Origin of the sequence: Photorhabdus kayaii (assembly GCF_025384895.1) — a bacterium.
Lineage (GTDB): Bacteria > Pseudomonadota > Gammaproteobacteria > Enterobacterales > Enterobacteriaceae > Photorhabdus > Photorhabdus kayaii.
This window is the reverse complement of sequence record NZ_JAJAFZ010000087.1, coordinates 1-14,158: the sequence shown is the minus strand read 5'-3', so window position 1 is coordinate 14,158 and position 14,158 is coordinate 1. Positions and strand designations below refer to the sequence as shown.

The window sequence follows — 14,158 nt, the reverse complement described above, 5'->3', positions numbered from 1 at the left end:
TTTGGGGAGTTACAGAGCGAGTGGCTTAAACAATACACGCATTTTACTCACGGTATTCCCCGTAGTCACTGTATTGCTAATATTATCAAAATGATAGAGCAAGATGCACTGGTTGAAGCCTTTTATGCCTGGATCAACCAGCGTCGGGTCAGGGCAGGAAAAAGTCTTATCGCCATTGATGGAAAAACCCTGAGAGGAACCTGTAAGGGGACATTATTTGAAGCCCTGCATGTGGTCAGTGCTTATGATGTTGAATCCGGTGTAGCCCTATACCATCAGGCAGCCGAAAGCAAAGCATACTTGTTGAGTAATGTTCGCCACAGAGCTTCCCGGAGAGGAATAGTTTCATTCATCATATAAGGCTACCTGTGTATAAGTCCTTAGGACTTATACACAGGTAGGTGTAGAAAGTCAAATAATTATTTTCCTTGATGCTCATCTAATTCCATGAAATTATGGATAATATTAAATATCTTGACAAATAAGTTGGTATTTATACAATGACGTCCTAAGGACGTCATTGTATAAATACTAATATGCTATTTTTAATACTGTCGGGTTGTCAATGCTAGCCCGCAGAACGGAGCAACAGTAAATCCTTAAACCACTTACTAGCAAATATTTGCTTGGATAAAGAAGAAAATTATGGAAGGTAAATTACAATCACTTTTCCTACACCTAAAAAATAAGACAGATTGAACATGAAACATAACGTGGAGAAATCATATTCAATCTGCCATCTGACTAATCTCGTACAGACTTGATTGGTATATCTTACTCATTATTATTACTCATTGAATAATTTATTCTAAAAACAATTCCAACTCCCTTTTAAAAGTTCGTCAATCTAATGTAAGTCCACTGGATAGAAATGCTAAATTTACGCACCAGATCATTTTGGTCATTAAGCTCATTGAAAATCGCATAGTCGAGTACACTGATTTTCCAAACAAATACTATGGGAATACCCTAAAATCCACATCATACCGCTTTTACCTCAAAGATATTTCTTAAAAGTACTCATCATCACAGTAATAGCAATCCCTAATAGGAGAGCTGCGGGTAACAATAATAAATTGGGATACACAGCCGATGGCCAGGAGAGATATAACAGACAGGGTACACAAAACGCCGGTTTCACAAACCGTTTGGCGTGATGATAGACAAAACTCGACTCATAAGCAGCACCATAACGTCTCAAGTCACGTCGACTTAGCCCTTCAACAACAGCAACACCTATAACCATCACAAACAATGGCAAAGACAACACCAGAATAGTGAGCCGGATAATAAAGGTTACGGTCACATATACCGTTGCCAGCAGGTACTTCCGCAAACTTTCCGCCAGTAATACACTCCAATCGCTCAACTCTCTCACCATCTCATAGTGGCTCCGAGCTTGTACTGTATGCTGTTGGTTAATCCAGTCCAGTGCACCACTGTCTACAAACACCCACTGATAACTCCATTTTAACCCGATACTGAGCGTAGTCGCGGGCTCTGATAACAGTAAGCTGCGGGTAAATTCTTTAGACAACCAACCGCTTTCCGTGATCATCACTTGCTGGCTGTGTCTCTCTCCCTGTTCCGTCCAGAAAAAGGCTATCCCAAGGTATTCAATCACCAAACTAAAAAACAACGATACCAGCAGGAAGCCAATGAGCATCCATGGCATATCCCACAGGACCGTTTTTAACGGACCTGATTTTTTCGCTGGCATCTGCTGCGATTTAGTGTTCTGTTGCGTCATCGTCAGCTTCCCCATCAGGCGTCAGCAACGCTGGATTTAACATCACATTGAAATCAATCTGACTGTCACTTGGCATTGATCCCGCTGACCACCAGGATTCACTGGTACGGTAATGTTTACGCATATCATCAGCGATTTTTTGCAGACTTATCGGCATCAGGTCATCATCATCGGCTGCTGGCAACGGCATGCGGATCTTCCATAACCGCCCCCCTTCAAGCAGAGCAAATGCCTGACCTTTCGGCAAGTTAATCACTTCGGCAGGCGTAATTAACGGCGTTCTGATCGTGCTAACCCGATCCTGAGTATTAGAGGTAAAATGACCGCCTTGCTCTGGACTGGAAATATCGGTAATCCCGGAGACCAAAGTTTTAGTGTACACTTCCACCTCTGGCAATTGACGGGTTAGCAGCTCGGCGGTGTTATTTTCCCTGACCCGCAGCATAACCAGAGTATTAAAATTTCCTGTTACCTGCGCCGCTTTAGCACTGCTGCCAATACGTGCTTCAATATCAGACAAAGTCTGGGTGTAAGCGGTTACCTCTATCCCGGCACCACCACCCTTGTTAATCAGCGGGATAAATTCATCGCCCATCAGCTCATTGAATTCATCACAATGTAAGCTAATGGGGAGTTTTCTCGTTTTACCTTCTGGTAAACCGTCATCCAGACCAAATTTGTAAATGTGACCCGCAACAGAAACTAAGTCCGCGAACATGGAATTACCCACTGCCGAAGCGACTTCTGCATCCGACAAAGCATCCAGTCCTACATAGACAATACCTTTCTTACGTATGACCTGTTGCCAGTCAAAGATGGGACGCTGATCGTTCATATCCGTGTAATCTGGTGCCAGCAGTGCAGCTGTTTTCCCCGTGGTCAGCTTTTCCAGTAATGGCAACAGGGATGCCACAATTTTGTCAAAATAGGTGCGATCATAGCGAACCGCACTGCGCAACCCGTCCAGTATCGGATCGTAGAGTTTTTTCCCCGCTTCTGAGCTTAGTGCCATTTCAATCGCCCAGATTTTCACTGCATTCGTCTGCCCCTGCATATTGCGTGGCAAATCGTCTTCCGTCAGCAGACCCAGACTTTTCTCTACCTGCTCCCATAACACAGGCAGGCATTGCCTGATAATTTTTTCAGCATAAGTTTCATACAGTTCGCCAATATTGGTGACATAACGTAATATCAGGGTGTAATCTGGTCGCTGCCCCAGAGCCACCAAAGCACGAGTAACGATATTGACAAAACGCCAGGCAAACTCACGAAAAGCGGCACTGTTACCCGCCCCACTCAATTGTCCTGCTATACGAGAAGCGACTTCTGAAACCCGACCAAAACGCCCAACAGCATTGTAGCGAGCACTAATATCCGGCCAGCCCAGATGAAACACCTGGAACTCATCTTCCCGCCCGGCACGATGCGCTTCCGCCCACATGCGTTTTAGCAGGTCTGCATCCCCTTTCGGATCAAACACAATCGTGATATTACCCCGCCGGATATCCTGCGTGATGAGTAACTCTGCCAGCCGGGTCTTACCAACACGGGTTGTACCGAGGACCAACATGTGCCCGACCCGCTCACGCAAATCCATTGACACATTGACTTCATCCGGTTCAATGCCATGCAATGCTGGATTGCCCCCCACCGGCGGCAATGGCCTCACCGGGTTCCACGGGGAATCACGTTGCGTCAGACGACATAAAGAGGGCAATGGGTACTCAAACCGCTGCTCAAATGCCCTCGCTAATTGATAATACCGGGAAGGTTGAACATAACGTTCGACTTCCGGGCGCAGGGTATCCAGAAATCGTTGTGTATGTTTTTGTTGCCAAAGAAACCCTTTCCCCAGAAACAATCTCTGATGACTGACGGGTACCTGGTGGCTGGCCATCACATAACGGGGCAATCGCCGGATATTGCGCCGGTAGTTCAGTATATGTAACCCCTGCCGGAATCGGAGACCTGATAACATGCCAAAACCTGCCGCCATGACATAACTGACCGATGGTGACAATGCCACAGCCCACGGCGCTACGATACAGACACCGGCGGCAACCGCCGAAACAACAGCGGTATTCAACTCAACAGCCGGACGTAACCGTGCTTCAATCACATAACGATCGCTCATCTAGCCCGCCATAACACCACAATTGCCAACAACAATCCCAACAAAAGCACCGGGAAACTGTATGGCAACATCAGTTCGGATAGTATAGGGTGACGGGGCCACATCAACGCACCTGCTGAGTTAAACCGATATCGGTTATCAACACTGGGTAATGCCGCAAATTCAACCGCCGGGCCAAATCACTGCCGGAAGCGGGGGCTAATACTAATCCCTCTGCAAGCTGACGCAGTTCATCCAGTTGTGCTTTATCCCGCACACTGACCAGCAACCCCACCGCCTGCTTTTTCCGAAGGCCAACCAAATTTTCCTTCAACCACTGTTTTGACCGGGCATCATCCCCAATCATGAACAACGCTCCCATTCCTGGCAATTGCAACGGACGAGCGTCAACAGGTCCGGGAGACAATTCCGGCGTTTCCACCGGTAAAATGCCCCCTTCGGTCAAATCTGGCGGGGTCGCCTCCGTATTTGAAGAAGTCGTCGGTTCATTGTCCTGAGCGTTAATGGCATCAAAATACGCTGCTGTAGATTGTCCACCTAAATCAGCCACAATAGTCAGTGCAGCCTGAGAACAGGGCGTCAATATCATCATCATTAAAAATAAACGGCAGCGATAACGGATTAAGTTATGGATTAACATCTTCTTTATTTTTCCTTCGGTTCAATCCAGGTCTGTGTCGTATTAACTACAGCAATATTGGTGGACAAAACAGGATATCGGGTCTCTAGCGTACTCAGTTTACGTGCGACGATTTTCCGATACTTACTCGCGGGTTGACCGCCAGCGGGATGGTGATAACAGCCTGCCGCATTCAACCAACTACCCGGATTGGATTGATAACAGGTTTTCAGAATACGAGCTGCCACATGAAGATTAGTATAGGGGTCCAAGGCATCCCAATAAGAACGAAAATAATGGCCGTTCCAGCCTAAATTCACTTGAGTAATCCCCACATCAATACGTTTGAGGGGTACGCTGCGCATAAATCCCTGCAACGCCTGCCAGACCGCTTGTCGGGTTGCATAACGATAACCTTTTCCAGCCACATTGAGCGTCCACGGCCAGGGGCGTTCATGTTTCTCCTGTGGCAAACGTTTTGCCGATTCAGCCAGTGCCAACGCATAAAGCACTTCAGCAGGTACGCCATGCACCCGCGCAATCTGCTGGTACCCAGGCGGGACGACCTGTTTTACCGCCGCGGCCATACCTTCTGTCACCCAAAAGAGGCTGCCCGCAACAACGAGACTCAAAATGCCACCACACGCCATCCGTCATTCTCATGTTGTAGTACGACCGGCATTTTCCCCTGACCAAATTGTCGCCAGCGCCCTTTGTCATGATTAAGCGTGATTTTTCGGCTACGGACTTTTTCTGATGGAATATGATGTTTACCTGCCCAGGTACGTAAAACATCATCGTTGCTTTCGCTATCTACCAGGTAAATATCCACCTCACGGTCAGCGGACAAGGCAGCAGCCAGCCGGGCATCACAAGCCGCGCAATCCTCTTTCACAAATAACGCCAGCCGCCCTTGATTACCCTGTGCGATTCCGTCCCCCTTCCCTAAATTAACCGGCAAAATATTCGGCGCCAGACGCTTCCAAGCCGCATCCACCGCCCGCTGGAACGCCAGTTCCTTTTCAGTACGAACATATTCCTGCCTAACCCACAGTTCGGCATAACGTTGACGCTCCTGTACTGTTTCTGCCTCAATGCCCAATGCACTCAACGGATCGAGCCCAGGAGACTGAATGCCCCGTTGCCCCTGCATCAATTGCTGATAACGCTGAAACTCTGCTTCTGTCAGCCCCCACATTTGCGCCTGAATACGGTGGTTTTCAGCCTGCGTGACCTGTTGCTGAGTCGCTTTCATTCCCGTTTCTGTCTGTTCAGAGATAGCAACCTGTGCTGCCGAAGCTGACAGAGACATAACAACGCCAATCAGCACCACCCCCTTCCTCTGGCTGAAAAAATCTTTTCTCATCATTACCCTCCATTGACTGACAGGGTTTGACGATGCCCTTGTACCTGGAACAAAGCCTGATGATCGGAGATACTGACCAACGTCCATTCAAATGCACTTTCACCCGGGGTCAGTAAGCGCATTTGAGATATTTGAGAATGAGGATCTGTGTCTCGTGGAATAATAACGGCATAAACTTGTTCTCCCCGACGTTCAATACCAGAAAGCATGAAAGGAGCCACTATCCGTTTCTTTGTTCGAAGAATTTCCCGATCAGGTGTGCCCGCTTTTTTACCCGCATGCTTTTCCTGCTGAGATTTCCACGTGATTAATGCGTCAACGCGCATTTCCTGCTGTTTCACGGTATTTTTCAATACACTTACTGCTTCGGTAAGATCCTGATGCGCACGGCTTAAATCAGCCACTGACTGTACCAGCGGTTTCTGTTGGTCGTTGACGGATCTCTGTTGCGCTATCAATGCCTGATGAAACCGGTCATTTTGCATTTGCCAGTCCTGACAGGAGATAAAGCCGGTATCCGCTTTATCAAGCCGTTCGTGCAGATTTTGCACCTCATCAGGCAAATGCCGGAATGATCCATTTCGCATCAATGACTGAAATTCCACTAACTGATGATGTTGCTGCCGTACCACGAATGCCAGCAATGCGATGCTGACAATAACAAGCAATATTGACAGATATCTCAGACATTTTTTTAGCAACAACCTGGGTTGGGTCTTTTGAGAAACCGCCTGCCGCAAGCTGTCAATTTCAGCTTCAGACGTCGGCGACAGAGGAGGGATTTCAGTTGTCATACACAACATCCTTGTTTGTTTTATTTAGCGCTGTGCTTGGCGTACTTTTAGTATTATCGGGTTGCTTGACAAAACAACCGACACAGAAATGCGACTTATTCAGGTCGTGATTAGAGTCTAATCATATGATTACCCGATACAGGGAAGCATACTGGGCAAAACCAGAGAGGATGACGATAAAAAATTCAACATGAAAAAATGAAAATTACACTCCAATATAGAGCATAAAATCTGTGGGGCACTACATTGGCGTTTATGCCGCTATGGCTAATGTAGAACCATCAACCATATTCCAACTAGCTCATTAATTTTGATGCTGGGATACCAACGTTCAAATTGTGCCTTTTAGCTCGCCATTCAGAACGGCCATCCGAGGGGAGCATTTAAATGATTGCCCCACGGTTTTTTATGCTTTCATTAGTCAGTCCTGAATAATTTCCTCGATGTCCTGATCGTCGAGTTCAACCTTGCGCTCAACAAATCCCTCACCCTTATAATATTTAACTGGAAATACAGTCCTCATAATTTGTTACCCCTCTGATTTAAATTAGCTTACAGGTTAATTTTCATTGCCATTTATTAGCCTATACACTAATATAATTATAAAAGAGAGGCCATATGTTTAACGTAGTTTATCACCCGGAAGCTAGGGAAGAAGCCACGGCATTGCCCGTGAGGATTCGGGTTAAATTTGACCGACTTATCGGTAAGCTTGAATCTGACGCGCGATTATTGCGGGAACCGGACACTAAGCCCCTGGGCGATGGACTTTTTGAGATCCGCACGATGGGAACGGACATAGCCAGAGGTATCTGGGTATATCATAAAGGCAATACAATCATCATGCTCCGGGTTTTCATCAAAAAGTCACAGAAAACGCCAGCGAAAGAAATCGAACTCGCCAAAAAGCGGTTAGCGGAGGTACTTAATTAATGAAACTGGTAAGTCATAAAGAACTGCATAACGAGTGGATGCAGGATGACAAATATCGTGCTGCATGGCATGAGGAAGAACGCAAGGAGAAGCTCAGAGAGCTGCTTGCAGAATGGCGCAAACATGACAATCTGACAAAAGCTCAGGTCGCTGAACGGATGGGGGTTACACCTCCGGTTATTTCCCGCATGGAAAATAACATCACGAAAGCCAGCATCGATACGCTGACCCGTTATGCTCACGCCTGTGGTATTAAAAAGCCTGTCATCGTCCTCTACTGAATAGCCAATTAATGCTAATGTATGCATACATTAGCATTAATTAAGAAAAAATTATAACTTTTATAAAGTTCTACAGGAAATTCAATATATTGGAGAGCATAAAAATCTGTGGGGCAGTCGTTTAAATGCTTTCCACATCAGAATTAATGAGCTAGCCGGAGTACGGTTGATGGTTCTACATTAGCCATAGCAGCATAAACACCAATGTAGTGCCCCACACAATTTCATGCTCCCGTATCTGAGCAGGCCGCATCAAATGAGAACGAAACAGAATATCCCTGTCTGCCCGCAAAAATGCCCCCTCAAGTTCGCGAACAAATGCCGCATGAAAACACCGGGTCCGGCTTCGCGTCAGACGCCCTATCCTGTCAGTCGGGGACAGATGAATGATATAATACCGTTTTTTTCTGTGTCGGAAACCCGAACAGATAAATCCCCGCCAGGGCGTTAATCTACTCACCAGTGCAAAACAAGGACAACACAACACCACCAAAATAAAAATCAGATATACGCACATGTTACGTTTTTATTTACAGCAGGTAATGACATAGGCTGATTCGCTGCGTTGGTGACCCACAAATTTAAGTCCCGCCGCATAATATCCAGGCTTACATCGGTGTTCAGCGAAATCACGTCCGCCCCAGTTTCCATCCTGATAACATTGATTCTGCTGCAAGGTGGTCTCCGCTTTTGTCCACAGACCGGACTGGCAGGACAGTATGGCGCCTTTGCTGTCGCGGCTAACCAATCCGTTGGGTAAACAGGCCGTACCCGCCACAGCCACTTTATCAAGTTGTAAAAACTCCCCTGTTGACAGACGACCATCAGCCCGGAGGGTGCCGCCTTTGATTTGCCCCTGCGTATAAATGCTTTTATTATTGACGCTGCGAAGCCAATTACTGTCCGACATCATCCAACCACCACCATAAGTTTCATTTAACCAGCCTTTATTCTTTGTCGTCACAATCCAGCCATCGTGGCTACGAATATCCCCCTGAAACTGGCCGGCATTCGCCCGGATATCGCCACTAAAATATCCAGCCTGTGCATTCACGGTAGCCGTATTGTTCAGGTTGTTGCCTCCCATGTTAATGTCAGTATGCATTTTGTTCAGCTCCGGACGACCGGGGACAGCAAAACGGTACAATCGGTCACTCTCCTCACGAGCAGTAGATAACTCATCTGCGCTCAATAACACGGCCAGGTGACCTTCACCACTGTTTATCCCAAAATCCTTTAAAGGCACGGTCCATGTACTCATTGCGCCGGTAGCCGTCTTTCCATCCCGAATATATCCCCCCAATCCGGTAGAGATATCCATCGATATCAGGCGCAGGGCTTTATAAGGTAATTGGCTCCCTTCTTGTGTCACCACCATTGCCTGCAATAGTGCCGGATCCTGGGTATTGCGCACTACAGCGGTCTGATAGCGCTGTCCTGAACTGTTGGTGTCTTTGAATCCGGATGGCAACAGCCCAGTTTTTCTCAACATATCCGGGGTGATCATCACCGGTTGGGTTGTCGTTGCTGAATTTCGCAACCTACCATAATAACGGCCAATATAAGCTTTCGACGCGGCACTGAAACGACTGCTTTGCGCCGCCATGACCTGCCAGGACTTCATCTGTCAGATAATCGTTGTAAATGCGGGTTCCCAACGCCGACAGTACCAGCAATATCATGAGTCCGGCAGCTGTGCCCAGCATCATGTATCCCCTATCCGGCTCTGGCCCCCTGCTGCTGCCACAACACCCCTTTCTTTCTGTCACTATTAGATTACCCATATTGGCTGATATAATCGTTCCAACAACATGACCACACTCCCCAAGCTAAGCCAAGGTCCCAGCGGCCCGCCTTTCGTACCTTGATGAGGTAATTGTGCCAAATGCCACAGCACGAAACCGGATAAACCAATCAAGCAACCTATCAGTGCCGGTAACCCTGTCAGCCAGGCACACAGTGCCCCCATCAGCCAGACATCCCCCATTCCCAGTACTTCACATTGAGAGTACCGGTTCATCAGCTCACGTAACACTCCCGTCCCAGCAAGCATAAGCACCGTAGCCAAAAGAGTTATTGATACTGACGGCAACGAAATATTGATCAATACACCGGACACCAGACAAGCCAATGTAAACTGACGAGGAAGCCAGCCACTCAAAACATCCATAACCGATAATTGCAGCAAAAAACTCAGCAGCAACAGTGCGGCTATCCGCTCCATCAGCGGCGCTGGTGATAACAACATCAATGTGCCCGACACCACGTACAAACAGATAGCTATTCGTGGTGCCGGATGCACTGAACACATCAACAGACCGTATTCCTGCAAAAATTTACTCACCGGACTAAGCAGCACGCATCCGATGACAAATAACGTCATCATAACCAGAGGGGTATATTCTGTAGGAAAGCTAACCGCAATCAGTGTCTTCATTTAACCATTAATCGTAAAGATCAGTTTATTGGTCCCGGTACGACCGTTGTTCCTTGTGCATGCTGTACTGGCACTTTCCAGTGTCACCTTGCCATCAGCGTGATGAGTATTATTAATAGTGATCTCTGACGCACTTCCTCCCCGGCTCATCCCAGTCGCCAGTGAAACACAGGCAGACTGAGGGACTCTCTCGTAAGTTACCGTGAATCCATTATTAAATCCCCCCGTGCTGCTCGGTCCGACCTTTACCTGACCACCCCAGATATTCCACAGCGTGGCATTACCGACAGTCGTATCTCCGCGAACCGTCATACTCTTCGGTACGCCACCCAACTGAATCAGGACGCCGGTCATCTTGTCTGCATGACTAAATTCATACCCGCCGCTGCCTTTCATTAACCCCTGAGTACTGGAGATGACAGTTTGCAGATTCGTTGTTTCCACAACCGCATCCTTGCGGTCATACAACATATAAATGCCCCCCAAAACTACAGTAATCACGGCAATCACAACCAGAGCGACCGCGCCATTTTCCAAAATAGCCCAACCCCGTTCAGGGGAACGGACCATTCGGTCTTGTTTCTGTATCATCATGTACTGCATTGATTTATTCCTTATATAAAGGGTTCTTTACGGAGAAAATCGTTAAAAGGAGGTTTAATTTAAAGGGGTTACGGCATGATGTTAGCCATGTTCTGTATTTCCATAACGGCCAGCAGGATCAACATAAATGTCCCGACAACCAGCAACAGGGAACACAACATGACCAAATTGGCCCGCCTGTTCACCCGAACAATGGTTTGGTCCAGCCACCGCTCACCATAGCGTCCAATCATCTCAGGAGTACCATCACCTTCCGTCAGCAATGACAGAAAATTCACCGCTTCCTTTGACGGAAAGTCATAGCCACAGTGATGCAATGCCCGGCCAAAGTGATCCCCTTCGCGGACACAGTCAGCAATAGACTCCAGACGAATCTGTAACCAGGGAGATGCAAAGCGTTGCAGGATAATTAACGCATCCAGCGTCTGAACCTGAGCACGCAAAAGGGAAGCCATGTTCAGTAAAAAAATGGCACCCTGAATATCGCTATAGACCGACCAGGGGATAAAATGATCCGCTATGCGGCGCAGACGGTTGACCCACCGCGGTAGCGAATACGCCACGCCCACAATAAAAGAGAGCAGTAAGACACCACACCACAGAAAAGCATGCTCAAAGAATGTCGCCACCCCGTTCAGCCATGCCAGCACACCCTGCCAGTTTTCCGGATCGGCAATATTTTTTAGCGTTGGTACCAATTCTGTTGCGGTGATCACCAGTAATCCCGCCATCAGTAGCACCAACAGCAAGGGATAAATCATCATTCTGAGCGACACCATCAGAATACGCTGACGGCAACCTATCAGTGTCATGGCCTGACTCAACGCTTCAGGCAAATGACCGCTGCGCATACCCGCACTAATTAACGCCGCCTCTTCTACCGGTCCCCAAACAGCCAGCACATGTTCCAAGGTATTCGTTTGACTGTTATCAGTGAGTGCTGAGATACAATCGTCAATGAGTTCAGCAAACGGATGCCAATGGGTATCGAAATGCGTATACACATCACGTATCTGCCGCAACGCTTTCAATAACGGTATCTTGTTTTCCAGTAAAAAACGCAACGCCTCATAAAAAATGATGCGATAACTGAGTAAGAAAGTGTGGCGAACTAACACATAGCGCAGACGGCTAACCCATGACATTTCACGCATCACACTGCTCCATCAGCAAATAATCATCTTCATCCAGCGGACAAACTAAGTCGGCTTCCAATGGATCAATCCGCCCGGCATTCAGCTTATGCAGTAGATTCTGGCGACGCGTAATTCCGCCTAAGTTCGCTACCCAGTGTTGTCTCGCGGCCTCTTTGCCCTCAGTCATCAACAAGGTAAAAAATCGGGCATCGGGCCTAATGACTTCTGCCACCACGCTACGACCGGTCACTCCCCGGCTAACAATCCGTCCGCTCAAGGTAATCGTCTGGCAACAATGTTCACATCCTTCAGAGTGGCGAAAATATAAATTCTCTACGCAACAGGTACCGGGAGCATGGCAATAACGCATCAGATAAGCCCGTTGTTCCTCATCCAGTACCGCCTGTTTCTGTGCCCAAGGTACCCGACAGTGTGGGCATAATGTCTGCACCAAACGCTGACTAATCAACGCAATCAAAAGCTGTGCGTCGGCAATCAGCCCCGCACTCACCCCCATGGTTATCATGCGTTCAGGAATACCGACTGCGCTATTGGTATGCAGCGTCGTCATGACACTATGTCCTGTTTGCGCAGCATAAATTGCCGTTAGCATGGAAGTCAGGTCTCGCATTTCGCCTGGCATTACGGCATCAGGATCAAGACGCAGCGCAGAGGTGAGCGCCCGGTGCCAGGCAAGCCTGACCGCCTCTTCATCACTTTTGTCACACACGATGGGGGTTTGAATCGCACCAGCAATCCGCCCCTCCGGGGGATCTTCAACGGTCAACAACCGCTTTTTACCACCAGTCCGGTCAAGATACTGGCGACAAAAAGTGCGTAATGTCGTGGACTTCCCAGAACCGGTTGGTCCCGATAACACCATCAGGCCCTCGGGCAGTCGCAAGATACGAGAAATCAGTTTGATTTGCTGCGGCAAAAAACCTAATTGTGTCAATGTAGGCACTTTGTCACCATCATCGGCAATCACACGCATCACAACATACAACCCATCTGCTGTTGGCGTATGGCTGTACCGGGAACCATACAAATGTACCCGACGCAGAAAATCCGCTTTAATCCTCCCGTCCTGCTGACGGCCGGGAAAAAATTGCGTTTCAGTGACATCACACATTGACAGGATGATCGTGGATGCCAGTGCCATTCCCTCCTCTTCCGACAGTTCATTGACGACTTCCAGCTCACCGTGAATACGCATTTCAATTCGGGTCAATCCTGGACTGATAGTCAGGTGAATATCTGACGCATTCAGTTTTTTTGCCAGTTCAAAACAGGTCAGTACCTGCTTCTGGCGTTCACTCACATCAGTTAAGTCCGACAGACACACGCCCTGTTCATTCGTCCGCTGATTTTGTTTCTGGCGGTTCGCCTGCAATTCTGACAAATTGACAAAGCGAATTTCTGCCTCTGGCGTGGTTTCAAGTAATTGCATGACACGAGTCTGGACCTGGGGATCGCCCCGACGATTGTTGTCAATTAATACCGTAGCCTGCTGTTCTTCACATAACAGCAACACAGCATCATTAATCTGGATGTTTTCTTTCATTCCCTGTCTTCTCTCAGAACGTGAGTACCGAACCATCACTTAGCGTGACCGCAGAAAGCGTGATCACCTTAACTTTGAATTGAGTGCCAGGCACTGCGTCACCGACAGCTAACTCCATCACACCGCGGCCCGGCAGGCTTACACTCGCCCGCAATGCATGCCCCCGACCATAAATCGCCTGAACCACCGGACGGGTCACAGGTTGTCCCGCCGTTATCACAGGCGATACGGTCACCGGCAGACCAATATCATTACTGCCCGTCAACCCCAAAGGCTGACTTTCTGTCAGTTGGCGTTGTAATTTAGCCCGCTGCAATTCCGCTTCCAGCAACAAATTTTTCGCGTGTAAATGCTCTAACTGCCCCACAGTCACACCCGCAGATGCTTCTGTCATCCCTGTTACCGAAAGAGCGCTATCCTCTGTTGCCCATACGGGTGAACTGATAAAAATTAGCCCACTTAACACACTGATACACAAGGCAGTATTATTTCCGGGCATAAATGTATCCCTCAGTCTGATAGGTTAACTGTCCCTGTGAGG

14 protein-coding genes and 1 pseudogene are annotated in these 14,158 nt (G+C 48.0%); 3 read left to right on the top strand and 12 right to left on the bottom strand.

The genetic code is table 11. The features are described from left to right. Positions 1-294 (top strand): annotated as a pseudogene (locus tag LGZ98_RS21250) (ISAs1 family transposase); the annotation flags it as partial. A gap of 703 nt (positions 295-997) precedes the next feature. Here LGZ98_RS21250 and LGZ98_RS21245 read toward each other — a convergent pair. The 6 genes from LGZ98_RS21245 to LGZ98_RS21220 all read right to left on the bottom strand — a co-directional run bounded on the left by LGZ98_RS21245 (position 998) and on the right by LGZ98_RS21220 (position 6,663). After that, positions 998-1,750: a TIGR03747 family integrating conjugative element membrane protein gene (locus LGZ98_RS21245; protein WP_113042319.1), complete on the bottom strand. Its 753-nt coding sequence runs from the start codon at positions 1,748-1,750 to the stop codon at positions 998-1,000. After that, the gene (traD, locus tag LGZ98_RS21240; protein ID WP_262978547.1) at positions 1,731-3,884 is read right to left on the bottom strand and encodes a type IV conjugative transfer system coupling protein TraD; all 2,154 of its coding nucleotides are present in this window, start codon (positions 3,882-3,884) and stop codon (positions 1,731-1,733) included. The genes LGZ98_RS21245 and traD overlap by 20 nt, the downstream gene beginning before the upstream one ends. A gap of 103 nt (positions 3,885-3,987) precedes the next feature. After that, the gene (locus LGZ98_RS21235; protein WP_011145426.1) at positions 3,988-4,524 is read right to left on the bottom strand and encodes an integrating conjugative element protein; all 537 of its coding nucleotides are present in this window, start codon (positions 4,522-4,524) and stop codon (positions 3,988-3,990) included. 5 nt (positions 4,525-4,529) lie between these two features. Then, complete coding sequence (locus tag LGZ98_RS21230; protein ID WP_387493067.1) at positions 4,530-5,153, bottom strand: transglycosylase SLT domain-containing protein; 624 nt, start codon at positions 5,151-5,153, stop codon at positions 4,530-4,532. Then, a complete protein-coding gene (locus LGZ98_RS21225) occupies positions 5,132-5,869 on the bottom strand; it encodes a TIGR03759 family integrating conjugative element protein (RefSeq protein WP_262978546.1) in 738 nt (245 codons plus the stop codon). Before LGZ98_RS21225 ends, LGZ98_RS21230 begins: the two co-directional genes overlap by 22 nt. Before the next feature lie 2 nt (positions 5,870-5,871). Further along, positions 5,872-6,663: a hypothetical protein gene (locus tag LGZ98_RS21220; RefSeq protein WP_113042323.1), complete on the bottom strand. Its 792-nt coding sequence runs from the start codon at positions 6,661-6,663 to the stop codon at positions 5,872-5,874. Between the two features lie 618 nt (positions 6,664-7,281). On the opposite strand from LGZ98_RS21220, the gene LGZ98_RS21215 reads away from it, so the two are divergent. Both LGZ98_RS21215 and LGZ98_RS21210 read left to right on the top strand, forming a co-directional pair. After that, positions 7,282-7,596 (top strand): type II toxin-antitoxin system RelE/ParE family toxin, encoded by a 315-nt coding sequence (locus LGZ98_RS21215; protein WP_021326511.1) that lies wholly within the window; start codon positions 7,282-7,284, stop codon positions 7,594-7,596. Then, a complete protein-coding gene (locus LGZ98_RS21210; RefSeq protein ID WP_021326512.1) occupies positions 7,596-7,877 on the top strand; it encodes a helix-turn-helix domain-containing protein in 282 nt (93 codons plus the stop codon). The genes LGZ98_RS21215 and LGZ98_RS21210 overlap by 1 nt, the downstream gene beginning before the upstream one ends. A gap of 526 nt (positions 7,878-8,403) precedes the next feature. Here LGZ98_RS21210 and pilV read toward each other — a convergent pair. From pilV to pilP, 6 genes are all read right to left on the bottom strand, one after another. Continuing rightward, the gene (gene pilV / locus LGZ98_RS21205) at positions 8,404-9,501 is read right to left on the bottom strand and encodes a shufflon system plasmid conjugative transfer pilus tip adhesin PilV (protein WP_390904718.1); all 1,098 of its coding nucleotides are present in this window, start codon (positions 9,499-9,501) and stop codon (positions 8,404-8,406) included. A gap of 147 nt (positions 9,502-9,648) precedes the next feature. Next, positions 9,649-10,314, bottom strand: coding sequence for a prepilin peptidase (locus LGZ98_RS21200; protein WP_113042324.1), 666 nt, complete (start codon positions 10,312-10,314; stop codon positions 9,649-9,651). After that, positions 10,315-10,917, bottom strand: coding sequence for a type 4 pilus major pilin (locus tag LGZ98_RS21195; protein ID WP_113042326.1), 603 nt, complete (start codon positions 10,915-10,917; stop codon positions 10,315-10,317). It abuts the gene before it with no gap. Between the two features lie 68 nt (positions 10,918-10,985). Then, positions 10,986-12,071, bottom strand: a complete 1,086-nt coding sequence (locus tag LGZ98_RS21190) for a type II secretion system F family protein (protein WP_262978545.1) — start codon at positions 12,069-12,071, stop codon at positions 10,986-10,988. Continuing rightward, positions 12,064-13,617, bottom strand: coding sequence for a GspE/PulE family protein (locus tag LGZ98_RS21185; RefSeq protein ID WP_262978544.1), 1,554 nt, complete (start codon positions 13,615-13,617; stop codon positions 12,064-12,066). The genes LGZ98_RS21190 and LGZ98_RS21185 overlap by 8 nt, the downstream gene beginning before the upstream one ends. Positions 13,618-13,630: 13 nt before the next feature. After that, a complete protein-coding gene (pilP, locus tag LGZ98_RS21180) occupies positions 13,631-14,116 on the bottom strand; it encodes a type IV pilus biogenesis protein PilP (RefSeq protein ID WP_262978543.1) in 486 nt (161 codons plus the stop codon). Between the last annotated feature and the right edge of the window lie 42 nt (positions 14,117-14,158).

What these genes read in the sequence shown, in the direction of transcription:
- LGZ98_RS21245 (WP_113042319.1), bottom strand. Translation starts at nt 1,750, where the DNA reads ATGACGCAACAGAACACTAAATCGCAGCAGATGCCAGCGAAAAAATCA.
- traD (WP_262978547.1), bottom strand. Translation starts at nt 3,884, where the DNA reads ATGAGCGATCGTTATGTGATTGAAGCACGGTTACGTCCGGCTGTTGAG.
- LGZ98_RS21235 (WP_011145426.1), bottom strand. Translation starts at nt 4,524, where the DNA reads ATGTTAATCCATAACTTAATCCGTTATCGCTGCCGTTTATTTTTAATG.
- LGZ98_RS21230 (WP_387493067.1), bottom strand. Translation starts at nt 5,153, where the DNA reads ATGGCGTGTGGTGGCATTTTGAGTCTCGTTGTTGCGGGCAGCCTCTTT.
- LGZ98_RS21225 (WP_262978546.1), bottom strand. Translation starts at nt 5,869, where the DNA reads ATGAGAAAAGATTTTTTCAGCCAGAGGAAGGGGGTGGTGCTGATTGGC.
- LGZ98_RS21220 (WP_113042323.1), bottom strand. Translation starts at nt 6,663, where the DNA reads ATGACAACTGAAATCCCTCCTCTGTCGCCGACGTCTGAAGCTGAAATT.
- LGZ98_RS21215 (WP_021326511.1), top strand. Translation starts at nt 7,282, where the DNA reads ATGTTTAACGTAGTTTATCACCCGGAAGCTAGGGAAGAAGCCACGGCA.
- LGZ98_RS21210 (WP_021326512.1), top strand. Translation starts at nt 7,596, where the DNA reads ATGAAACTGGTAAGTCATAAAGAACTGCATAACGAGTGGATGCAGGAT.
- pilV (WP_390904718.1), bottom strand. Translation starts at nt 9,501, where the DNA reads ATGAAGTCCTGGCAGGTCATGGCGGCGCAAAGCAGTCGTTTCAGTGCC.
- LGZ98_RS21200 (WP_113042324.1), bottom strand. Translation starts at nt 10,314, where the DNA reads ATGAAGACACTGATTGCGGTTAGCTTTCCTACAGAATATACCCCTCTG.
- LGZ98_RS21195 (WP_113042326.1), bottom strand. Translation starts at nt 10,917, where the DNA reads ATGCAGTACATGATGATACAGAAACAAGACCGAATGGTCCGTTCCCCT.
- LGZ98_RS21190 (WP_262978545.1), bottom strand. Translation starts at nt 12,071, where the DNA reads ATGCGTGAAATGTCATGGGTTAGCCGTCTGCGCTATGTGTTAGTTCGC.
- LGZ98_RS21185 (WP_262978544.1), bottom strand. Translation starts at nt 13,617, where the DNA reads ATGAAAGAAAACATCCAGATTAATGATGCTGTGTTGCTGTTATGTGAA.
- pilP (WP_262978543.1), bottom strand. Translation starts at nt 14,116, where the DNA reads ATGCCCGGAAATAATACTGCCTTGTGTATCAGTGTGTTAAGTGGGCTA.